Here is a 22075-nt window from a genome sequence, read left to right as displayed (position 1 = left end):
TCATTTACAAGCTGTAAAAAGAAAAGTAACATCCTCGCAGATGGAACAAATTTCTATAGTTAGCCATATCTCTCGATATCCATACCTAACTAGCAAAAAATAAGTACTTTTCTCACAGCAACAGTTTATTATCCAGGCAACAGGCTCTTGTTGACAGCTTTGTAAAAGAGTTTATTGTCAAAAATGTCATCAGTAAAGCTTTCTTAAGCTGAGCATCTGCTGATATGAATTTTTATCATCAGAGTTTCACTAGCCTAAAAAAGGAGAAACGAGGTTTGGTAATTGATCGCTTAAAGCAGGACTTAAAAAATGACCTGATAGCTGGATTGTTAGTGGTGATACCCCTAGCGACAACCATCTGGCTAACGATTACGATCGCTAATTGGGTAATCGACTTTCTTACCCAAATTCCCAAACAACTTAATCCTTTTGATGGGCTACACCCAATTCTAGTAAATATATTGAATTTAGCAGTGGGTCTAGCCGTACCACTGTTAAGTATTTTGTTAATTGGGTTAATGGCGCGGAATATTGCTGGGCGATGGTTGCTTGATTTTGGTGAGCGAGTATTGCAGGCAATTCCCTTAGCTGGACAGGTGTATAAAACCCTAAAACAGCTTTTAGAGACAATCCTCAAAGACTCTAATGGCAAATTTCGCCGTGTAGTCTTATTAGAATATCCGCGAAAAGGAATTTGGGCGATCGCTTTTGTTACAGGTGCTATAGGATCTGAAATTCAAGCCCAGATGTCTCGTCCAATGTTGAGCGTTTTCATCCCCACAACACCCAACCCAACTACAGGATGGTATGCAGTAGTACCAGAGGAAGATGTTATTAACCTTTCAATGTCGATAGAAGATGCTTTTAAGGTCATAGTCTCTGGTGGGATTGTTGCACCCAACACACCTTTACCTCCCTTAGTTTTAGGCAAAGAACAAAATTTGGCAAGTTCAAATAGAGAACCAAAGCATTCAGTAATTTCCGTCGACGAAATATAAAATTTATCCGGCAAAGGTACAAGTAAATAGATATTATGAATGTCTGGCTTTGTCGAAATCAATTAAATTTTCACCCCTAATTTAGTGCTTAGGCACTCACTTCCATGCAAGACCGCAAACCCCAACAAATCGCTCGTGAACTGGCGCTGTTAAGTCTTAGCCAGTTACCAGTCAACCCCAAAAAATTAACCGAGGAGCATCTGCCCAAATTGGTATTAGCAACTGTGCGTACCCTGAGAGCAGAAGTTCAAGATACCTTAGACAACGCTGCTGCTGAACTGCAACGCAGTAACGATCGCCTCTTAACCAGCCAAACTCGTGCTTCAGATATGAATACCGCGAGAACTATGCTGCAAGAAGCGATCGCTTATACCCAAACTGCAATTAATCAATTAGGTGCAGCAGTTGAGTTCCCAGAATTGATTCAACTAGCTAATCAAGACCGAGAAGTTGGCAGATATGCCATCCAAATTGTCAAAACAGTTAATGAACATCGCACTTTTATCGATGAACAAATAGCCGCCGCTTTGGTAGATTGGCAAGTCAACCGCCTAGCTCAAATTGACCGCGATATTCTTCGCATTGCTGTGGCAGAAATAGAATTTTTAAAACTTCCTGACAGCGTGGCCATCAACGAAGCAGTAGTGTTAGCCAAACGCTACAGTGGCGATGAAGGTCATCGGTTTATCAATGGAGTTCTGCGCCGATTCACAGAACAAAAAAAATTGCCAAGTGTTTTATCCTAACTTTGTAACCATTATGAATGCTAAGTTGTGAGTTGAAGGTGAGGAGAAGTCAGTTGCTTGTGGGGGATTAATTACCCCCTCCTAGTAACTTGGTATCGAGAGGTGAGGATATCCCGGAAGTTTTCACCATAGGGAAGAGTAACAAATTCAATTAAACTCATAACTTACGAACTCATAACTCCTAACTTAAATAACAACTAACACCGTTAGCAGCAATGGCTTTTAATTGGTTTCGTCGTCAATATAACGATTCTTCTGATACTCCCTCGGAAACCCAACAGGCTGAAACAACCCCAGCACCTGTAACCCAACCAGAGGCAACCGAAACATCAAATACTAACCCAACAACTGCACCAGACTCGGCAGCAGATTTGTTGGCGTTTGCTAAAGCTGCCTATAAAAATATTCAGCAAAAACAACAATCTGAGCTTGGCGAAACTGCCCCAACACCATCAGCAACACCAGAAACGGTAGCCACAGAGACGGAAGAAGTAGCAACGCCTAGCCAAGAACCTGCGGCAATCATCGAAACCCCCCAACCAGAAGTAGAGACAACGGTTGAGCAAGAACCTGTAACAGAAACAGAAATTACAGTCAGCGCTGAGGAACCGACATCAAAAGAAACAGAGCCAGCTGAGCCAGCTGCATTGTCTTTCTTGGAACGAGCAGCAGCAGAACGGCAAGCTAAGCAAGAACGATTAATAGCCAGTGCTATTGAAGTACCAGAACCAGAATTGGCGCAACCAGCTACTGTTAGCGAAGAAACTGCCACAGAAATATCAGATTTGGTATTTGACGAAGGATTTGTCTGGTCAGCGGAATTATTAGCGGCTCAAGGTAGACGTGCAGAAGACATTTCGATTGAAGAAATAACTTGGCTGAAAAAGTTACGGCAAGGATTAGACAAAACTCGGCGTAACATCGTCAACCAACTGAAAGCAATTGTTGGACAAGGGCCACTTAACCAAGCGGCTGTAGCAGAAATTGAATCTGTACTTTTACAAGCTGATGTAGGTGTAGAAGCTACAGATTATATTATCAGTGCCTTACAGAAAAAACTGCGAGAAGAAGTTACTCCCCCAGAAGAAGCGATCGCTTACTTAAAACAAATTCTGCGGGATATGTTGGAAGAGCCAATCCGGAAATCTGAAAAACACAGCTTTGCCCCAGAAAAAGATAACCTGAATATTTGGTTAATTACTGGTGTCAATGGTGCCGGGAAAACCACCACCATCGGGAAAATTGCGCACTTAGCCCAGAAATCTGGCTACAGATGCTTGATTGGCGCAGCAGATACTTTCCGGGCGGCGGCTGTTGAACAGGTGAAGGTTTGGGGAACCAGAAGCGGCGTAGAAGTAATTGCTAACCCTGGTAAAAATACAGACCCTGCCGCTGTGGTATTTGATGCGATCGCCGCTGCCCAAGCAAGAGAGACCGAATTATTATTAGTCGATACCGCTGGGCGTTTGCAAAATAAAAAGAACTTAATGGACGAACTCAGTAAAGTTCGTCGAATTATCGATAAAAAAGCCCCGAATGCCAAAATCGAATCTTTATTGGTTTTAGATGCTACCCTAGGTCAAAACGGCTTACGCCAAGCGGAAGTATTTTCTCAAGCCGCCCAACTTAGTGGTGTCGTATTAACCAAGTTAGATGGTACAGCCAAGGGTGGTGTGGCACTGGCTGTTGTGCAGCAGTTAGGTTTACCAATTCGCTTTATTGGCGCAGGTGAAGGCATTGAAGACTTACGTCCATTTTCTAGCTACGAGTTTGTCGAGGCTCTATTGAGTGGCTAAGATGACAACCTACACTGACGTTAGCTGATGTCAAGGTTGTGTCAGCAGCGTGCAGTGTAGGATTTTGTGCCTAGGCGGGCGATTATTCTTACATATACAACCTGAGTAGAGTGCGTTAAGCTACTTGAGGTACACTGAGGAATAACCTTGTAAACCCAATTGAGAACTGCTATAAATACTGAAAAAAACAAAAAACCTAAAGCTTATTAGTCGGTTAATAGGCAAAAACAACGCTGGCTAAAATTCAACACTGTTGTTGTAATAACCTCAAAAGGCTTATCTTATTGAGGAACATACTTGAAGTTACCTTGCTTAAGAAACCATGAATATTCTCTGGAAATAATTTAGAAGTGAGGAATTTGCTCAACCTACAGCAACAGATTAAACTTTTAACTGAAAAGTTTAAGTTATCTTTTATTTCAGTATCTTGCTAATTCTCTAAGAGAATAAAAAATCTCAAAAATTAAGAAAATTAATGAATTGATGAAGGAATTTTATGTTTCATGATGTATGATTTGCTAATTGACTTCTTTAATCCTAAAAAGCTTTTTAGGCAATAGAGGAAGTTACTGATTTATACTAATCAGCGTTTCAGTAAAACTACATGAAATTTCTGTATCTATATATAGTTAGAAATAAAATCAGCAAATGCAATACTTTTTTCTAGCTACAGCCTACGTCTTTCTACTCTTGCTAAATTGACGCATCTTGTCTCAATATAATTTAGCAATATTTTGCCAAAAAAGTTATTAAGTAATCTATAATCTAACACTCTTAACTGGATAGTATCTGTGCCTGTGTCTCAAGTGCCTTTTCAACCTACTGATGGTAATAATAGTGCCGCGACGGATGTCACACCAGTCGTGGCACTAAAAGAACTTGTCGCCAGATTGCACCGAGAACAAAACAAAATTCAAGATTTACTGAGTTCTTTAGGATTTGCCCTTAGAAGCTTTAATAATTTGAATCAGTTTTTAGAGCTGATCCCGCTAATGGCAACCAGGGTGACAGATGCCGATGGCAGTGCCTTATTTCTCTATAAACCTAATGGTCAAGTTAGATTAGAGCAACTACACTGGCAGGATAGTCGCCAAAGAAAAAATATCCGCAAAGCCTTAGAAACAGCCAGTAGTCAAATTACATTGCTGCCCAATAGTACGCCATTAACCAGTTCCACAGGAATTTTAGACGATCAGATGCATCGCTATTTGGGGCCAGATGTACAAATCTTTGGTACAGCAATTTTAGTCAAGCATACAGAACGAGGATGGCTCTACGTCTTAAGCCGTGACCCGGACTATAGCTGGACAGAAACCAGACAAAAGCTTGTGCGCTTAGTTGCAGACCAAACAGCAGTAGCAATTGAAAATGATGAACTAGCAGTAGAACTGAGGAAAAAAGAACGCTTAGACCAAGAATTAGAAATTGGTGCAGAAATTCAAAGGCGACTCCTCCCACGTCAATGTCCAAATATTCCAGGTGTGGCACTAGCCGCACGTTGTAAACCAGCTAATCGAGTCGGTGGCGACTATTACGACTTTATTCCCACCAATCATAATCAGTTGCAGTTAATTAGTAGAGTTTCTCCAGAAACTAGCCGTTGGGGTTTTGTCATTGGCGATGTCATGGGGAAAGGTGTTCCCGCTGGATTGATTATGACCATGATGCGGGGTATGTTGAGGGGTGAAGTCTTGCATGGCAATTCCCCTGCTGGGATTTTGCAAAATTTGAATCGAGTCATGTATGCGGATTTGGAAAATTCACACCGCTTTGTGACGTTATTTTATTCTGAGTACAATCCGAGAAATCGCATTTTGTCTTACAGTAATGCCGCACATAATCCTCCCTTGTGGTGGCACGCAGCAACAAAAACAGTTACCCGTTTAGATACTTTAGGAATGCTAATTGGCTTAGATGCAAATAGTCAATATGAAGATGCCCAGGCACAGTTAGAACCGGGAGATACAGTAATTTATTATACAGATGGGTTGACTGATGCTGCGGCAGCTAGTGGCGATCGCTTCGATGAAGAAAATTTCGTAGCAGCATTTAGCGCCGCTTGTCGCTATTGCAACGGGGCAGAAGAAATTGTGGATTATCTATTTGACCAAGTTCAGCAGTTCATTGGTGCTGATAGGCAAAACACAGATGATATGACGCTTGTGGTTTTACAGATTGTTTAGTGAGTAGTCATTGATCATTAAGTGACCATATCAAAATACAATCCTCTAACCTTGCTTTTCCTCAATTTCCTGTTAATAAGACAACGTATGTTGCATAGCAGGGAACAGGTGAGACAGCGCTGCGGGAGGGTTTCCCTCCGCAGGCGACTGCGAACCCGAAGGGGACAGGGAACAGGGAAAACTTCGACAAGCCCTTCTCCTGTCGGAGACGCTGCGCGTAGCTTGCTTCCTCGAAGGGGTACGACTACCCTCAGGACAAGCGAGCTTGCATCGCAGGGAACAGGCTTTAAAGTCGCTCAGTGTCCATGTTTGATCATTAGTCTTTGTCATTATCTCTGCTTCGACTGCTAATAAATCTAAGTACATTGATAGTGAGTGAGCGATCACTCAGTATTATTAGCTATTACAGTTCCCTGTATGGTAATTTTTATTTCCCAAAATTAGTTCCAGCCAATGGGGATAAGCGTAGGAATTTGCAGCTACAAGTTTTGATACTTGATAGTCATTGAATACCCAACTTGAAGTTAATTGGAGATTGTCTAGTAGATGAGTAGATTCTCCAAAAGCCTCTAATGCTAGACTCCACCAAGTTTGCTGCTGAATTACCAGTTGCGTAATTTCCACACTACAACCATTATCAACACTTCCATTATCGGAAACTGCCTGTACAGAAGAATCAGGTAAAATTTGATAGTGTTGCAAACGGCGCACTTTCTGGACATTCACCCAAACAGAGTTACCCAACACCATTGCGGGCTGAAAACTTTCTCCTGTGGAATCGTTACACATCCATTTATCCCATTTTTCTGCGTTACCTTCAACAAATTCTCCAAAACGCAGTACACCCAATTCTGCTTTGCGCCATTTGACTTCTAAGCGTTCTTGCCGCAGTTTAATCCCCAAGTAATCACATCCTGGCGCGTAAAGATACCAGTCTTCTCGTTTTTCTGGCAAATAGTTTTGCGGAAACCATTCTTCAATCTTTGTTGGGATCGTACCAGGGTAAAACCAGCGCAATTCGATAGTTGTGAGCATAGGTCATAAATCTCCCCATCTGATGCCTTATCCGCTGCGACCCAGTTGATGGGACAATGAAAACGATCAATAACTCTTAAATTGTTTTGCTGCCAGCCCTAAGGAATCTTTAACAATGTGGAAACGAATTGCAATTATTTTGTTATTAGTTTTGAGCTTCAGCTTGAGTAATCCTGGTGTAGCTGCTGCGGCTGGATTTAAAAGCTATGTAGATACTGCTGATGGATATCAGTTTTCATACCCCAATGGCTGGTTACCAGTGAAAGTTAATAATGGCCCTGATGTGGTCTTCCATGATTTGATTGAAATATCCGAAAATGTCTCTGTGGTTATTAGTCCTGTTCCTGAAGGTAACACTTTAAAAGAATTGGGCGCTCCCACAGAAGTTGGTTATAAATTGGGCAAAGCTGCTCTTGCGCCTTCAGATTCTGGTCGAACAGCCGAATTAGTTGATGCAAGAGAAAAAGAAACTGAAGGTAAAACTTACTACATATTAGAGTATTTGGTTAAACTACCGAATAATCAACAACGGCATAACATTGCTAGTGTTGCTGTTAGTCGTGGCAAGCTGTTTACCTTTAACGCCTCAATTCCCGAAAAACGTTGGGCTAAGGTTAAACGGACTATGGAAAATGTTGTAGATTCTTTCACAGTTTATTAATTAGAGGCAGGAAGCAGAAGGAAAAAGCCAGTGTGTAACAATTGACTTTTGACAATTGACTTTTGACAATTGACTATTGACAATGAACATTCCTCAATTTGTACTCGCTTCTGCTTCTCCAGCCCGTCGTCGCTTGCTACAAACTATTGGCATTGAACCGATAGTTAAACCAAGTGATTTTGATGAGTCGCAAATCCAACTGAATGATCCTGCTGAGTTAGTACAAGTTCTGGCTCAACGAAAAGCAGAAACCATAGCACCGCAGTTTGAATCAGCTTTAATTATGGGTTGCGACTCAGTTTTGGCTATTGATGGGAAGATTCATGGCAAACCAGCAGATGCAGCAGAAGCGATCGCTCGTTGGCAATTAATGCAAGGTAATATTGGCGACTTGTACACAGGTCATGTTTTGATTGATTCAACCCAAAACCTGACTTTAGTGAAGTGTCAGGTGACAAAGGTTTACTTTGCGAAAATGAGCGATCGCGCTATCCAAGCTTATGTAGCTACTGGTGAACCTCTCAAATGTGCTGGTGCTTTTGCATTAGAAGGTTTTGGTAGTTTGTTTGTCGAAAAAATTGCAGGTTGTCACAGCAATGTCATCGGACTCAGTTTACCCTTGCTAAGGCAGATGCTGGCAGAACTGGGATACGAGGTCACGGATTTTTGGCAACATAACTGATCACTATTGACCATTGACCATTGTCCATTGACTAATGTGCAATGTCACTTCCCCATGATCTGGCACCCAAGCTAACCACTCATCGGCGGAAACTTGGCATAGTAACAGTGCTTCATCATAGCTGTAGGGGCTAGGGAGTTCTAAAAGCCGCACCCATACAGAAGGTTGGCATTGCTGGACTGAATTTTTTCTATAGGCTTTGCTTAACCAATCTAGATTCTGTCTGACTGCTGGTACAGCACAATTTGGTCTTTGAGTATTAATGGTCATAGCTGTAAGCCTCCCTGATGGGTTAAAGCAAAATTAATTCTGTAACTAAGACTACAAAATAAATAATTACTTTGAAAAGTCAACGTCTTATAACTTTACGTAACTGGGCGTAACAGTTTGCTTAATGTTGCGCGGCAGAATAGAAGTGACACGGCAGGCTGTAGACTGGCCTTAGATAGGATTTCTCACGAGAATATGTCATTTACTTCTACTCCCTCACTACGTGAACAACAACATCCCCTAATTCGTCAGTTGGCTGATAGTATTGAGGCTGCTTGGCACAAGCATTTAGAACTATCGCCTTACCATTTGCCAGCAGAGTTAGGGTATGTGGAAGGTCGATTAGAGGGGGAGAAACTGACAATTGAAAACCGCTGCTATCAAACACCGCAGTTTCGGAAAATGCATCTGGAACTAGCAAAGGTGGGAAATATGCTGGACATTCTGCACTGCGTAATGTTTCCGCGTCCAGAATATGACTTACCGATGTTTGGTTGCGACTTAGTTGGCGGTAGAGGTCAAATTAGTGCGGCGATCGCAGATCTATCTCCTGTCCACTTAGACCGGACTTTACCAGCAGCTTATACAAATCAACTCTCAGAACTGAAAACCCTGAACTTTTCTCAACCTAGAGAATTACCAGAATGGGGTCATATCTTCTCTGAGTTTTGTATCTTTGTGCGTCCTAGTTCCTCAGAAGAAGAAGCGATGTTTCTTTCCCGTGTGCAAGACTTTTTAGAAGTGCATTGTACTCAAGCGATCGCAGCTAGTCCTGTTTCCCCTGAACAAACTCAGCAAATTCTCGCCGGACAACACAACTACTGCACCAAACAACAGCAAAACGACAAAACCCGCCGCGTCCTCGAAAAAGCCTTTGGCCAAGAATGGGCGGATAACTACATGACTACAGTTTTATTTGATTTGCCAAGCTAATTCATTGGTTAATAAGAGAACAGGGAACAGGGAACAGAGAATAGGGAATAGGGAATAGAAAGAAACAACCTGTTGCCTGTTAAGCTTTCCTACTGATAACATCTCAATGTTGCTAGTTGCCTCTTCCCTGTTCCCTCTCTCGAAGAGAGTTGGCTAAAGGACAAAATTTTATACTTCAAACTTCAAACTTCAAACTTCAAACTTCAGACTTTCTCCCCTTCCCCATCTGTAGGTTCTGTTACGTTTTCCCGTAACTGATAAATGTAGAATTCAGTTAACGATAGTTTGATGGAGTCTAACCATAGCCGTAGCGTCTTTGGAGCAAATATCCAAATGAGTTAGGAGTTGACAAAGCTGACTGTTGGTTGACTACAAGTTTAAGGAAACTGTAATGTTAGGGATGCTCTATTTGAGAAAATTGATTGAAAATTCGTAATTGCTAGTTCATAATTGAGTTTCTGATAAAGATTGAGTTTCCAACTGAACCGGGGTTGCTTTGAAAAGCGGTGGATTCTCACCAGTTTTTTAATTACGAATTAGTAGTTATCTTGATTCTTGCATCTATTGAATAACTAGCTACCAGTAGCGCCATGATGAAAAAGCTGTGGCGCTCAGTATTCATTGGAGCCAAATTTCCAAAGGCATTTAGTAGCGGCAATTTATCACGTCTCTACTAGGTCTAATACTTTTTTATATCCATCAGCACATTTTTAAATAAACGGGCAACAACCATGTCAAGGGTGACTGAAAAGCCAAGATCAAGGCAACAAATACTTGATCCAGAACAACCTAAGATTTGGTGGGGCATTGCTGTAGCCTTACCAATAGTAATCGCTGCGGGGTTACTAACTACAGCTAAAGTTGAGCAATTAAAAAAGCTAAGCTCATCTGTACCTGTCAACCCAGTTGCTAACAGCATTAGTGCTGTGGGGCGTTTAGAACCGCGAGGTGAAGTTATCAAACTTTCTGCGCCAGCTGCGGGATTGCAATCTGCATCACGAGTGAAGCAGCTGTTTGTCCGAGAAGGAGAACGGGTGAGAAATGGGCAAATAATTGCAATTTTAGACAACCACGACACTCAGTTAGCCAATCTAGAACAAGCAAAAGCTAAATTATTAGAAGCTCGTGCTAATTTAGCGCAGGTTCGAGCTGGTTCACCCAGAGATATTCAAGCGCAACAAGCGGTAATTGCTCGACTAGAAGCGCAGTTACGTGGTGAAAGGGATGCTCAACAAGCCACAATTACTAGAATTGCATCACAGTTGAGTGCCGAAAAACTGGCTCAACAGGCGACAGTTGATCGCTTAGAAGCTGAACTGAGAGGTCAAGGTGATAGCTTACGAGCCACCCTGACACGCATACAAGCCGAACAGCGTAATGCTCAAGTTGATGCTGGACGTTACGATTTTCTTTACCGCCAAGGTGCTATCTCTCAGCAAGAACGAGATAGACGGCGACTGAGTGCAGTCACAGCTCAACAGCAGGTAGTTGAAAGTCAAGCCACTCTCCGACAAGCGATCGCTACTTTGCGCCAACAAGTTGCAGAAGCAAGAGCCAACCAAGTCAAAACTTTAACAACGCTACAACAGCAATTAATTGAAGCCAAAGTCACCCGCGATAAAACTGTAGCCACTTTACAAAGACAACTCGACGAAGAAAGAGCCAGACTCAAGAGACTGCTAGAAGTTGATCCGACAAATGTACAAATGGCGCAAGCACAAGTTAGTAATGCGATCGCTACTGTCAAACAAGCCGATGCAGAACTAAGATTAAGCTACGTCCAAGCACCAACTTCTGGAGAAATTTTAAAAATTTACACCAAGTCAGGCGAAGCCATCAGCCCTAATGGGATTGCTGAAATTGGACAAACTGAACAAATGATGGTCATTGCTGAAGTTCCTGAAGACAGTATTAGTAAAGTGCGTATTGGTCAAAGTGTTGCTGTCAGCAGTGATAACGGTGCTTTTGAAGGCGAATTAAAAGGAACTGTAGCTGAGATTGGTAGAAAAGTCGGCAAAAAAGATGTGCTGAATAATGATCCTGCTGCTGATGTAGATGCCAGAGTTATAGAAGTTAAAATAGCCCTCTCACCAGAAGATAGCAACAAAGTTTCTGGCTTAACTAATGCCAAAGTCCTTGTCGATATTAACAACTCATCAGGTTCTAATTCAGAGAAATAATTGAGAAAATGGCTCAAAAAATCCCTCTAGCCTGGTTACAAATGACGCGAGATAAAACGCGTTTAGCCGTAGCTTTAGCTGGAATTGCCTTTGCTGATATTTTGATGTTTACCCAACTCGGATTTCGAGATGCGCTGTATTACAGTAACGTTCAGTTACATAGTAGTTTAAATGGTGACATTGTTTTAATTAACCGCCAATCGAATGCTATTTTGTCGATGAAAAGCTTTTCTCAACGGCGGTTGTATAAAGCTTTAGATTTACCAACAGTACAATCAGTACATCCTATATATTTAGATTATACAGCTTGGAAAAATCCGGTTACAGGTCGGTCTCGTACCTTACTTGTTTTTGGAATTAACCCAGAACATAATCTATTTAATTTAGCTGGAGTTCAAGAAAACCTAGATAAATTGAAGCTACCTGATGTAGTTTTATTTGACCGTTCCTCTCGACAAGAATATGGGCCAATTGCGGCTGATTTTGAAAAAGGTAAAACAGTCACAGCAGAGTTAAGAAGACGCAAAATTAAAGTGGTAGGACTGTTTACTTTAGGTACATCCTTTGGTGCAGATGGAAATTTAATTACTAGTGATGTTAACTTTTTACGAATATTTAATACCCGTCAACAAGGATTAATTGATATTGGCGTAATTAAATTAAAACCAGGAGCAAATGCTAATACAGTTGCTCAAGAGTTACGTCAATATCTACCTCAAGATGTCAATGTTTTGACTAAACAAGATTTTATAGATTTTGAACGTCATTATTGGGCAAGTAGTACAGCAATTGGTTTTATTTTTAGCTTAGGTACAATTATGGGTTTTATTGTCGGAACCGTAATTGTTTACCAAATTCTTTATACAGAAGTTTCCGACCACTTATCAGAATACGCCACTTTAAAAGCCATAGGCTATACCCAAAAATATTTATTAACAGTGATTTTACAAGAAGCATTCCTCTTAGCTTGTTTAGGGTATCTTCCTGGATGGTTTTTTACAATGTTAATGTACCAAAAAGCTAAAGAAGCTACACTTTTGCCTATATTTATGAGCTTTGACCGGGCAATTACTGTATTGATATTAACAATAATTATGTGTTTTATTTCCGGTGCGATCGCAGTCCGCAAATTACGTTCTGCTGACCCTGCTGATATCTTTTAACTAGTTCGGGTAAATTCAGTACAAATTCAGCAATTTCTATCTGATAAAGAATATATATTCAATGGTTAAACTGTCATAAAACCTGGCAAACAGGATCTAAATTACCGAGAAGAAATTACTAACTTCTAATACACGATTTATCATGAGACAAGAACCTGTAATTGCTATTAAAGAACTGAATCATTACTATGGTAAGGGTTCACTAAAAAGACAGATTTTATTTGACATTAACCTGGAAATTTATCCGGGAGAAATTGTAATTATGACAGGCCCTTCTGGGTCAGGGAAAACCACATTACTAAGCTTAATTGGTGGTTTAAGGTCTGTCCAAGAAGGCAGTTTAAAATTTTTGGGTGTAGAACTGTTCGGTTCTAGCCAAAATCAATTGGTTCAAATTCGGCGGAACATCGGCTATATTTTTCAGGCTCACAACTTGCTAGGATTCTTAACTGCCAGACAAAATGTCCAAATGGCAGTAGAGTTAAACGACAAAGTTGGTCAAAATGAAGCGATCGCCAAAGCAGAAACTATGCTAACGGCTGTTGGCTTAAAGAACCGAGTTAATTACTATCCCGATAATATGTCTGGGGGACAAAAGCAAAGAATTGCGATCGCTCGCGCCCTAGTAAATAATCCGCCACTAGTATTGGCAGACGAACCAACCGCCGCTTTGGATAAACAATCAGGACGTGATGTTGTCGAAATCATGCAGCGTCTCGCCAAAGAACAAGGAACTTCCATTTTGCTGGTGACACACGACAACCGGATTTTAGACATAGCTGACCGCATCGTCGAAATGGAAGATGGTCTTTTAGCTCGTGACTCTCAAAGCGCCGTTATCAGTTACGATTCTGGAGCGTGGAGCGAAAAACCATAAATAATATCAAAAAACTCAGCTTACCTCTGTTTTGAAAAGTTTGCTCAACGGGGGAACCCCCCTTCGGGTTCACCACTTTGCTTATGCCGGGAAACCCGTCCACTGCAAGTGGTTCACCGCACGCAACTTTTCGCTGCGTTGACCTCAACGCCACTTTGCGTTGAACAACTCTCTTTTCTCCTATCTAGATAGCTGCACCCCAAAGTTATAACTACTTGGCTTGGGGGCTGGGCGCATTTGCTTGGCGGCTAGTCCGAAAAGTCACGTTTACGCCATCATTAGATTGTTCCAATACAAGTAACGGTGTGGGCTTAGCTTTTTGATCCCAATGCATATGGGCAATTCGACCTTGAATTGTTGGTTGCCACGTATCTTCATCATCCATCGGGCTAAGATAAGTTTCAATACAGTCAATAATTTGGCTAATTGTGGCAGAAGTTGCTTGTGTAGGTAACTTCATAAGTTTAATTTGAATGCGGAACAGGACTCGTTTAGCAATGTTTGGCGGCGTACCACTCTCATACTCAACATCAAAAATTTCGTCCACTTGTCGCCCTGCACTATTAGCAATCCCTACTGTTCCTTGGTTAGCTTGGTTTGGACGCAAAGCTTGAGAAATTTTATCTTTGACTCTGATTTTAATTTGATTCAAAATTGCAAAATGAAAAACTTCTTCAGACATCCGCATCCGCAGATAATCTAGGTTAAAGTCGCGGGAGTTGACCAAATCAGGGTTAGTTTCCATTTTGCGGATAGTTTCCAACGCGAGTTTGAACTTTTTCTCTAGTTCTCTAGCGCGGAATTTTTCAAACTTGATTTTTTTCTCTAACCTATCCATCTGGATTTTGCCAAAAATAATCAAAGCAATCACGACTACAGCCAACCCTCCAGAGGTAATGAGTAAAAAGGGTGGAGTTTGCTGTGGTTCGCTGGCTGGTGGTTTTTGAGTTACTTTTTTTGGTTTTGCTGGTTGAGACTGGGCAAGAAGTATAGGATTTAGCATGGTGACGATAATTTAAATTGTCATTGTTTAGAATGCCCAAATCCTCAAGGTCATCTTGCTGTGTTATTGGTATTTTTAACAGCTTTTTATAATCTGCATATATACCGTCAGCCCAATGTATCCTTTAAATTTCACCCCACTGTCTCAAACTGCATCTACTTGCTGGAGCAATATTCGCCTTGTTGCTACTGATATGGATGGTACTCTGACCAAGGAAGGTAAATTTTCTGCTGCTTTGTTGCAAGCTTTGGAAAATTTAAGTGCCTTTGGGATAAAGGTATTGATTGTTACTGGTCGTTCTGCTGGTTGGGTCAGTGGAATTAGCAGCTTAATGCCAGTTGCAGGTGCGATCGCAGAAAATGGTGGTATATTTTATCCCAATGGCAGTGAGCAGCCCATAGCTTTAACTACTATTCCTGACTTAAAATTGCATCGTCAAGAATTAGCAGCGGTTTTTGCGCAATTAAAACTGAAATTTCCTCAAATTCAAGAATCTGCTGACAATCTTTTTCGGCTGACAGATTGGACATTTGATGTCGCTGCATTAAATTCTGATGAATTGCAAACTTTAAATGATCTCTGCCAATCAATAGGTTGGGGATTTACTTACAGTACAGTACAGTGTCATATTAAACCCCAAGGTCAAGATAAGGCTATTGGATTATTGCAAGTATTACAAGAATATTGGCCGGAATACTCACCAGCACAAATTGTGACAGTTGGTGATAGCCCGAATGATGAAAGTTTATTTAATCAGCATTACTTTCCCGTTTCTGTGGGCGTGGCTAATGCACTGAAATATCAAAACCAACTAAAACATGAACCCACTTATGTAACTAGTGCCGCTGAAGCAGCAGGATTTTGTGAGTTAGCTAGTTATATTTTACAATTAACTGTCCCTAATATCTAAGTAGTCATAAAAAGGCGTTGCATATTTGCGGGATGAATTCAGATGTTTAACAAAAATAAAATATTGATTCTTCGTGTCTTTGCGCCTACCGCAAGCGGAACGCCTAGCGGCGAATGCGCGAAACAAAAAACATCCCACTAATCAGCAACGCCAAATTCATCTCTGAAATACTTTATTTATCCAAGGTAGCTGAATGCCGACGCTTCTTTCGTTTGATGAAAGTACCCAAGCCCATAACTGCACCGATACTTGCAATAGTAGAAGGTTCTGGAACTGAGGTAACAACAAAATCCAAGCTGTAGTTCTGTATACCACCAACAGTTTCCTGAATCCAGAAAGTGTAAGTACCTGGGCCAAGATTACCTCTAGAGAAGCCGACGAAGGTATTTCCCTGAATTGGTGCGGCTACACCCAAATCATCTAAGACGTTTTCACCTACTTGTGTTCCAGGTGCTGTACCAATTAAAGCTGCACCAAGTAATGGCGGCGTGTTAGCGCTGACAGTTGTAGTTTCAATACTAGAACCTGCTTGCACAGCAAAGAATCCTTGATTGGAGCCTACGTTATCTAGCCCTACATAGTTAGCTAAGATAATTTGACTAAGTTGACCACCAACAGGAATATTAAAAGTGAAGAAGTCTCTATCAAGATTTGGATTACCAGTGGTTACACCATTAATTCGGTTAGAGTCCACTGACAGATTTAGTACTGTTGGGTTTAAGCTGTCATTAGACAAGTCACCGTTAACAGTTTCGTCATATATGAGGTTGGCTGCATACGCATTGGGAGCAAAAACTAAGATAGCTCCCAGTCCTAGCAATAAGCTCTTCATTTATCTGCCTCTGTGGTAGTAGAAGTTAGGTTATTGAGATGAAACTTTGCTGTTTTAGAGAGTGTTTTTCTTAAGCTATTACGCTTTTAAATTACACAATTAATTATGAAGTTTGTTAACATTTAACAGTGAATAGTTAGCAGTTAACAACCAACACGAAAAGATATGCAGTTTATTTGTATATCAGTTTAATAGCTTAAGCCCCAGAGTAATTTTAAAGCAAATTGGTAAAGGTAAATTTAAGGAATTCGTCAAAAATCAGACTATCAAATTTAGTTTTTTTGTATTTTAGTCAAGACTAACATCACAATATTAAAAAATAACGAAATTCCTAACTTATGTTTTAGACGTTTTTGGATTCGTTAGTCTCCTGGGTTTGGGGTTGCGCGGTGACAACGACAACTCGACCATTCTGAACCACTGTACAATTTTTACCAATACTCTTGCTGTGGTTGACAGGTTCATCCTGAGACTGCTGTTGATGAGAGATATTTTGTTCCTGTTGTTGGTTGAGAACCACGACACAACTGGTGCAGGAAACTATAGACATAAGTTTAAATTGAGTTCTATATCAATTATCGCTCCTGCAACGCATTTAGGAGCAAAATTTTACACCACATAAAGAGGGATTTCTGTCTATTGCTCTGTCAGGGCAAAAATCAAGCTACTGTTTAAAACAAGTAAAAACTTATAACCTAAGTATTATTTATTTTTAGTTTTAACTTTTGTCTTGCAAAACCTTTTATATTAACGATCGCATCCCCAGATAACTTTGATAATTCTGCATATAACAACATCTTATGAAAAAATTCCTGAAATACCTGAGTTTAGGGCTGCTATCCACAGTTTTATCAGCCTCTCCTGGCTTAGGAGCCGAGCGCATTAGCTTGTTTTATCCTCCTTTTGGAGAATTTTCTTTATCTACGGAAGCGCTAGAAACCTTTGCAAAAGAAGGAAAAATTACTGGGGAGTTAGATAGTTATGCCCAACGTGCCACACCTCAACAACTAGCACAACTAAGAGAACTACTGCAACAGCGTTTTAATGTTACACCTACTTTAGTATCTCAGTTTACTTATTCTCCCATAGGGGAACAGGTAGTCAAACGTTTAGGAGAATTATTGCTGACGGAATCTCGCCAAAATGGTTTTTATGCCTTGCGGGCTGCTTTTATTTTAGCTGCGGCGGATTCTAAAGAAGGCTTGACTGTTGTCAACATTATGCGTAAATTTCCTTCGCCGACAATTAGATTAAATTTCTCAGAAGGAGTAAGAATAGTTAATAATTTATCGGAATTATTTAAAGACAGAGATGCAGTCGTGGCATATTTGCAACAACAAGCGATCGCCGAAGTTAGCAATGCAAACATAGATTTTTCTCAAAAGCCAGATTTGCGCCAGCCAGGAAAATTTCAGTTTCAAAAACTGTACTTTGAGCTAAATGATGCTAAACGCGCTCGTCGTCTGCCTGTAGATGTTTATTTACCAGAAGCCACAGCCCAGTCTCCCTTTCCTTTAATTGTGATTTCTCATGGTTTAGCTTCAGACCGATATGCTTTAGCTTATCTGGCGCAACATTTGGTTTCCTATGGCTTTGCTGTGGCTGTATTAGAACACCCAGGTAGTAATGCCGAGCGCTTTCAGCAATACTTTGCAGGTTTGGCAGGGCCACCACAACCGAGAGAATTTATTGACCGACCTTTAGATGTCAAATTTGTACTCGATGAACTCCAACGTTTAGAAAAGTTGAATTCTACTCTCAAAGGTAAACTCAACTTTCAGCAAGTTGGAGCGATTGGACATTCTTTTGGTGGTTATACTGTTTTGACCTTAGCAGGAGCTAAACTGAACTTTGCTCAGTTGTATCGGGATTGTTATCCCAATAGATCCTTAAACTTATCTCTACTTTTGCAATGCCAAGCAGCCGAGTTATCACCAGCAGATTATGCACTACAAGATCCGCGCATTAAAGCTGTCATGGCTATTAATCCCATTAACAGTTCTGTCTTGGGTGAAAGTGGCATAAGTCAAATTAAAGTTCCTGCTATGTTAGTAACAGGTAGTCAAGATATTTTCGCTCCAGCAATACCAGAACAAATTCGTCCCTTTACTTGGCTGAATGAACCGAACAAATATTTAGTGTTAATTGAGAATGCTACCCATTTTTCTGCTTTAGAAGAATCCAATCCTGAGAATAATGTTTTACCCGTGCCTACTGGATTGCTAGGCCCCGATCCTGCTGCTGTTTATTCTTATCTGAAAGCCTTAAGCGTGGCTTTTATGGAAACCAATCTTCTGCACAACTCTGAATATAGTGTCTATTTGCAACCATCTTATGCTCAATATATTAGTCAAGAACCTTTCAAGGTTAGTTTGTTAAATTCTCTAACTACAGAGCAGTTTATGCAAGCCTTAAGAAATACCACAAACAAAAAATCAAAATAGTTTTAACAGTCGATTCTATCTATGTAGAGCATATTTAGGTTTAGCCTGTAATTCTTTAAAGGTATGTTGGCTGGCAAATTGCATTAGTCCATTCATACATTCTGTGAAGCTATCAAAAACATAGTCAACTAGCACTAATGCTTTGGCTTTTTGTTCTGCATTTAACTCAAGATTGAGCAGAAAATTTTCAGTTTCTTCGTATTCCATACCAAATTGAACGTGTCCGTTTTCCGCCTTCATGTGGTGTGGACTAAAATAAAAGTATTTTTTATTAGTTATGGCTCGTAATTCTTCACTTACCTGTGCCATTGCGCTCTGGGCAGGGCTTCCTGTTGCTTCAATTGCTTCAATAATAACTATTTTTAGTAATATGTCAGTTTCATAGCGACACATTGCTACTAAATTATTAGAAAGACGGCGGGTTTTCAGGGTTTTATCGCTCCACATAAATTTAAGAAAGTCACTGAATCGCATCACCTGATCAATTTCCAGTGATTCTAAATCTTTGAGATACCATTTCCAGTGGCTGCCATCTTCTAGTGTGTGCTGGTTAATCATTTTTTGTAGAGGATTATCACTTGTCTCGTCTTTAAGAATGTCATTATTTAAATCTTTAAAACTCATTGCAAAATGCGCTAGGCAAGGAACCCAAGTTAATCGCTGATAAGGATTTATACTGCTATCTCTTAAGAATTGAAAAAAAGGTAATTGGGAAAATTTATTTTCGTGTTGTTTAATATATTCTAAAATGTCTTTCATCTTCGTCTCCTAGTTTATGCAATGAGTAATTTCGCAATTTTTAAGACACAAAAATTTAGTTGAAACTTTAACAATTTCAACGATAGTTGCAACAGAGAAATTATCTGTATATTCACCAAATATGGCAACTGTGCAATATCTGTCGCGTTTTGATTTCAGCCTAGAATTACCTATGTAAATCCAGTTTGTTTTTGGAGAAAATTCCGTATATTTGAGCGGACTTTGAGCCTTGAAAGATGAATTTAGCTAAATTATTAAGTAATTCTTAATAACCTATAAATAATATAAGCAGTAGCTCTAATAAAATGCAACAGTACTTTAGTAAATTCACGTGTTTTTTACAAAGGCTTGAGGAATTTACTGAAGTAATTAACGCATCCTAAGTACAGCAATAACGTATTTATGTGACTCAACACTCAAATTTACCACTCCAGATTTGCATCTAAAATTCAGTGTGCTTGAGAGCTGCGATCGCTCCTACTATTGGGCAATAATCTGTAATGTTTCATCTATTGCTGAATAGGAACCAGTGTTAGTTTCAGGTTGAAAACTGGATTTAGGAGAAAAAATCTGAAAATTTTAAGAAAGTTGGGCGTTGGAAAATAAGGATTTTTGCCTCACGCAGAGGCGCGGAGGCGCAGAGAGTTAAAGAAATTAATCGGCTTCCTGTTTTCAATCAGAAGCAGCACCTTCTAACCAAACTTCGACATCATCGGATAGTAATTTTTCCGCAGCTTCTAGCATAGTTGCAGCGATATCTTTGAGGTCTTCACGATTATTTAAGTAGGTTTTCAATGCTTCCATTGGGTCAATGCTGCTACTCGCACTCAATTCTGGAACGCGGGGACGTGCTAACTGACTGAGTAATTCTGGTTGAATGGTGTAGGTGTGGGCTGATTTTAAGGCAGTATGTAAAGAAGCATTATCAATGACATCCAACTGTTCCGATCGCAGTTTGTAAATTAATCGCACTACTGCATCTTGAATATCATGTTTGGCGATCGCTTTTATTATCGCCGCTTGCGGATCTTCGGCTTTGGAGATATCAACTTCAATGGTACGGAAACTCCGAACTGGTAAGGGACAAAATTCCCAAGTTGTATTTCCCCGTTCCAGTTCAATCATCACATAGCCTTTATCTTCTTTTTCTTCGCTAAAATCTACTCGTTCAATACTTCCCGGATAAATCACTGGCGGGTTATTAGATTTATTTAAATTCTGGTGTTTGTGAACGTGTCCCAACGCTACATAATCAAAACAAGGTCGTGTCAGCAAAGACAACGGTAAAGTAAAACCCTTACCCACCGCCAGCAAGCGTTCGGCTCCCAAAGTTGCATTATCCGCCATCAAGTGCGCTAATAATACTGTAGGCACATCGGGGTCAAGGCGGCGAATTTCTCCTTCAATGACAACTTGTAACCTTTCTGTTAGCAACTGGTTGACTTCTGACAAAGACAAACCCTCAGTTTCTTGGCGCGTCATTAATGTGGAACGAGTTAACCAAGGGAGAGTAATTACTTGGACTTTACCATTACGGGTTTGGATGTGGTGAGTTTTCAACGTGTCACCAACCACAAAACCCGGTACACCTAAAGTCCGGTAAATATTTAAGCTTGCGCCTCCCAAACCTTGGGAATGTTGGTCATGATTTCCTACTAATAAAACTGTCGGGATATTAGCATCAACAAGGCGACGAAACTGGCCAGCAAAAGCTTCCTGTACATACGGCGGCGGTGTCGCGTCAGGAAAAGCATCGCCACCAAATATGACTAAATCTACAGGATCTGTGAGGGCGCGATCAATACACAGCGATAAGGTATGTACAAAATCCTCCAAACGTGTGTTTAACCCTGTCGCCGGATTAATTCTACCGTGGGAAAAACCGCTTCCCATGTGGATGTCAGAGAGGTGGAGGATTTTAATCATAAAAATCAATAGTTAATGGTCAAACAATTTTGGATTTTAGATTTTGAATTTTAGATTAAAGGTCTTTCCTAATCCACACATCCAAAATTTGAAGTCTAAAATTCTGCGGATATTTTAAGTTTCAGAAAAAATACCTGCGATCGCTGTCAACCGTAATTTTACATCTACAAAAATCATCTTTGGCAATTTTAGGTATTTTTCATCCTGATTTGTAAGCATATACAATAGCTTTTACTAAGATAATTTACATTGTTTTAAGTTTTAATTTCGTTTCATAGATATTTATACGGACATTGTTATTCTTAAACAAAGCATAATCATTTTCAGGAATTTTACAAAAATGAACACTTCCAAACCCAACCAACTAGGTTTATCTCTATTTATGGGCGCTTTGATTATGTTAACCAGCGCAAGTATTATTACGATTATGAATATGTTCTAGGTAGAATGCTGGAAATTTTAGCAAAGAAACTTTATATTTCCCTGTTCAATGCTGAGCAGGGTTTTTACATTTTGTAATCTACCAGTCTTCTCTATAGAAGAAAATCTTGATTTTTTGTTTAAACTACGTAAGAGCATAGTGTGATTTAAATGCTCAGGCTAAGTATAAACTCCTTTATAAGAAACAAAAATAGCTGCACATTTATCCGTAATCCTAGGTTTTGAGCTTGTAAAAG

At 40.2% G+C, this 22075-nt stretch carries 19 protein-coding genes; 12 read left to right on the top strand and 7 right to left on the bottom strand.

What is annotated here, in order from left to right; genetic code table 11:
* Nucleotides 1–224: 224 nt before the first annotated feature.
* From ACMX3D_RS22785 to ACMX3D_RS22770, 4 genes are all read left to right on the top strand, one after another.
* Complete coding sequence (locus ACMX3D_RS22785) at nt 225–998, top strand: DUF502 domain-containing protein (RefSeq protein ID WP_482748090.1); 774 nt, start codon at nt 225–227, stop codon at nt 996–998.
* Between the two features lie 104 nt (nt 999–1102).
* On the top strand, nt 1103–1744 hold the full coding sequence (gene nusB / locus ACMX3D_RS22780; protein WP_482748089.1) for a transcription antitermination factor NusB: 642 nt from the start codon (nt 1103–1105) through the stop codon (nt 1742–1744).
* 215 nt (nt 1745–1959) lie between these two features.
* The gene (gene ftsY / locus ACMX3D_RS22775) at nt 1960–3540 is read left to right on the top strand and encodes a signal recognition particle-docking protein FtsY (protein ID WP_482748088.1); all 1581 of its coding nucleotides are present in this window, start codon (nt 1960–1962) and stop codon (nt 3538–3540) included.
* Between the two features lie 791 nt (nt 3541–4331).
* Nucleotides 4332–5723 (top strand): PP2C family protein-serine/threonine phosphatase, encoded by a 1392-nt coding sequence (locus ACMX3D_RS22770; protein ID WP_482748087.1) that lies wholly within the window; start codon nt 4332–4334, stop codon nt 5721–5723.
* Nucleotides 5724–6119: 396 nt separating this feature from the next.
* Here the strand turns inward: ACMX3D_RS22770 and ACMX3D_RS22765 are convergent, their stop codons facing one another.
* Nucleotides 6120–6758, bottom strand: coding sequence for a hypothetical protein (locus tag ACMX3D_RS22765; protein WP_482748086.1), 639 nt, complete (start codon nt 6756–6758; stop codon nt 6120–6122).
* A 115-nt stretch (nt 6759–6873) separates the two neighbouring features.
* Here ACMX3D_RS22765 and psbP point away from each other — a divergent pair, with 115 nt between their 5' ends.
* Nucleotides 6874–7419, top strand: a complete 546-nt coding sequence (psbP, locus tag ACMX3D_RS22760; RefSeq protein ID WP_482748085.1) for a photosystem II reaction center PsbP — start codon at nt 6874–6876, stop codon at nt 7417–7419.
* 82 nt (nt 7420–7501) lie between these two features.
* Nucleotides 7502–8101: a Maf family protein gene (locus ACMX3D_RS22755; RefSeq protein WP_482748084.1), complete on the top strand. Its 600-nt coding sequence runs from the start codon at nt 7502–7504 to the stop codon at nt 8099–8101.
* A 3-nt stretch (nt 8102–8104) separates the two neighbouring features.
* Here the strand turns inward: ACMX3D_RS22755 and ACMX3D_RS22750 are convergent, their stop codons facing one another.
* Nucleotides 8105–8371, bottom strand: a complete 267-nt coding sequence (locus ACMX3D_RS22750; RefSeq protein ID WP_482748083.1) for a hypothetical protein — start codon at nt 8369–8371, stop codon at nt 8105–8107.
* Between the two features lie 195 nt (nt 8372–8566).
* On the opposite strand from ACMX3D_RS22750, the gene ACMX3D_RS22745 reads away from it, so the two are divergent.
* The 4 genes from ACMX3D_RS22745 to ACMX3D_RS22730 all read left to right on the top strand — a co-directional run bounded on the left by ACMX3D_RS22745 (nt 8567) and on the right by ACMX3D_RS22730 (nt 13524).
* Complete coding sequence (locus ACMX3D_RS22745; protein WP_482748082.1) at nt 8567–9304, top strand: phycocyanobilin:ferredoxin oxidoreductase; 738 nt, start codon at nt 8567–8569, stop codon at nt 9302–9304.
* Between the two features lie 731 nt (nt 9305–10035).
* Nucleotides 10036–11484, top strand: coding sequence for an HlyD family secretion protein (locus ACMX3D_RS22740; RefSeq protein ID WP_482748081.1), 1449 nt, complete (start codon nt 10036–10038; stop codon nt 11482–11484).
* A gap of 8 nt (nt 11485–11492) precedes the next feature.
* Entirely contained in the window at nt 11493–12647 is a 1155-nt protein-coding gene (gene devC, locus ACMX3D_RS22735; protein ID WP_482748080.1) for an ABC transporter permease DevC, read from the top strand.
* A gap of 142 nt (nt 12648–12789) precedes the next feature.
* Nucleotides 12790–13524, top strand: a complete 735-nt coding sequence (locus ACMX3D_RS22730; protein WP_482748079.1) for a DevA family ABC transporter ATP-binding protein — start codon at nt 12790–12792, stop codon at nt 13522–13524.
* Nucleotides 13525–13735: 211 nt separating this feature from the next.
* Here ACMX3D_RS22730 and ACMX3D_RS22725 read toward each other — a convergent pair whose 3' ends face one another.
* A complete protein-coding gene (locus ACMX3D_RS22725) occupies nt 13736–14527 on the bottom strand; it encodes a hypothetical protein (RefSeq protein WP_482748078.1) in 792 nt (263 codons plus the stop codon).
* Between the two features lie 115 nt (nt 14528–14642).
* Here ACMX3D_RS22725 and ACMX3D_RS22720 point away from each other — a divergent pair, with 115 nt between their 5' ends.
* A complete protein-coding gene (locus ACMX3D_RS22720) occupies nt 14643–15437 on the top strand; it encodes an HAD family hydrolase (RefSeq protein ID WP_482748077.1) in 795 nt (264 codons plus the stop codon).
* A gap of 172 nt (nt 15438–15609) precedes the next feature.
* On the opposite strand, the gene ACMX3D_RS22715 is transcribed toward ACMX3D_RS22720, so the two are convergent.
* On the bottom strand, nt 15610–16269 hold the full coding sequence (locus tag ACMX3D_RS22715; RefSeq protein ID WP_482748076.1) for a PEP-CTERM sorting domain-containing protein: 660 nt from the start codon (nt 16267–16269) through the stop codon (nt 15610–15612).
* 343 nt (nt 16270–16612) lie between these two features.
* Nucleotides 16613–16819 (bottom strand): hypothetical protein, encoded by a 207-nt coding sequence (locus tag ACMX3D_RS22710; RefSeq protein ID WP_482748075.1) that lies wholly within the window; start codon nt 16817–16819, stop codon nt 16613–16615.
* Between the two features lie 250 nt (nt 16820–17069).
* Between ACMX3D_RS22710 and ACMX3D_RS22705 the strand changes: the two genes are divergently transcribed.
* Entirely contained in the window at nt 17070–18713 is a 1644-nt protein-coding gene (locus ACMX3D_RS22705; protein ID WP_482748074.1) for an alpha/beta hydrolase, read from the top strand.
* Nucleotides 18714–18728: 15 nt separating this feature from the next.
* On the opposite strand, the gene ACMX3D_RS22700 is transcribed toward ACMX3D_RS22705, so the two are convergent.
* Nucleotides 18729–19472 carry a hypothetical protein gene (locus tag ACMX3D_RS22700; protein ID WP_482748073.1) on the bottom strand — a complete coding sequence of 248 codons (744 nt, stop codon included), beginning with the start codon at nt 19470–19472 and terminating at the stop codon, nt 18729–18731.
* Between the two features lie 672 nt (nt 19473–20144).
* Nucleotides 20145–21398, bottom strand: coding sequence for an exonuclease subunit SbcD (sbcD, locus tag ACMX3D_RS22695; RefSeq protein WP_482748072.1), 1254 nt, complete (start codon nt 21396–21398; stop codon nt 20145–20147).
* Nucleotides 21399–22075 lie beyond the last annotated feature (677 nt).

The sequence above is a fragment of the Anabaena sp. TISTR 8404 genome, from assembly GCF_056847745.1.
Note: the sequence above shows the minus strand (reverse complement) of the source record. Positions and strands in the feature narration are given on the sequence as shown.

What these genes read in the sequence shown, in the direction of transcription:
- ACMX3D_RS22785 (WP_482748090.1), top strand. Translation starts at nt 225, where the DNA reads ATGAATTTTTATCATCAGAGTTTCACTAGCCTAAAAAAGGAGAAACGA.
- nusB (WP_482748089.1), top strand. Translation starts at nt 1,103, where the DNA reads ATGCAAGACCGCAAACCCCAACAAATCGCTCGTGAACTGGCGCTGTTA.
- ftsY (WP_482748088.1), top strand. Translation starts at nt 1,960, where the DNA reads ATGGCTTTTAATTGGTTTCGTCGTCAATATAACGATTCTTCTGATACT.
- ACMX3D_RS22765 (WP_482748086.1), bottom strand. Translation starts at nt 6,758, where the DNA reads ATGCTCACAACTATCGAATTGCGCTGGTTTTACCCTGGTACGATCCCA.
- psbP (WP_482748085.1), top strand. Translation starts at nt 6,874, where the DNA reads ATGTGGAAACGAATTGCAATTATTTTGTTATTAGTTTTGAGCTTCAGC.
- ACMX3D_RS22755 (WP_482748084.1), top strand. Translation starts at nt 7,502, where the DNA reads ATGAACATTCCTCAATTTGTACTCGCTTCTGCTTCTCCAGCCCGTCGT.
- ACMX3D_RS22750 (WP_482748083.1), bottom strand. Translation starts at nt 8,371, where the DNA reads ATGACCATTAATACTCAAAGACCAAATTGTGCTGTACCAGCAGTCAGA.
- ACMX3D_RS22745 (WP_482748082.1), top strand. Translation starts at nt 8,567, where the DNA reads ATGTCATTTACTTCTACTCCCTCACTACGTGAACAACAACATCCCCTA.
- ACMX3D_RS22740 (WP_482748081.1), top strand. Translation starts at nt 10,036, where the DNA reads ATGTCAAGGGTGACTGAAAAGCCAAGATCAAGGCAACAAATACTTGAT.
- devC (WP_482748080.1), top strand. Translation starts at nt 11,493, where the DNA reads ATGGCTCAAAAAATCCCTCTAGCCTGGTTACAAATGACGCGAGATAAA.
- ACMX3D_RS22730 (WP_482748079.1), top strand. Translation starts at nt 12,790, where the DNA reads ATGAGACAAGAACCTGTAATTGCTATTAAAGAACTGAATCATTACTAT.
- ACMX3D_RS22725 (WP_482748078.1), bottom strand. Translation starts at nt 14,527, where the DNA reads ATGCTAAATCCTATACTTCTTGCCCAGTCTCAACCAGCAAAACCAAAA.
- ACMX3D_RS22720 (WP_482748077.1), top strand. Translation starts at nt 14,643, where the DNA reads ATGTATCCTTTAAATTTCACCCCACTGTCTCAAACTGCATCTACTTGC.
- ACMX3D_RS22715 (WP_482748076.1), bottom strand. Translation starts at nt 16,269, where the DNA reads ATGAAGAGCTTATTGCTAGGACTGGGAGCTATCTTAGTTTTTGCTCCC.
- ACMX3D_RS22710 (WP_482748075.1), bottom strand. Translation starts at nt 16,819, where the DNA reads ATGTCTATAGTTTCCTGCACCAGTTGTGTCGTGGTTCTCAACCAACAA.
- ACMX3D_RS22705 (WP_482748074.1), top strand. Translation starts at nt 17,070, where the DNA reads ATGAAAAAATTCCTGAAATACCTGAGTTTAGGGCTGCTATCCACAGTT.
- ACMX3D_RS22700 (WP_482748073.1), bottom strand. Translation starts at nt 19,472, where the DNA reads ATGAAAGACATTTTAGAATATATTAAACAACACGAAAATAAATTTTCC.
- sbcD (WP_482748072.1), bottom strand. Translation starts at nt 21,398, where the DNA reads ATGATTAAAATCCTCCACCTCTCTGACATCCACATGGGAAGCGGTTTT.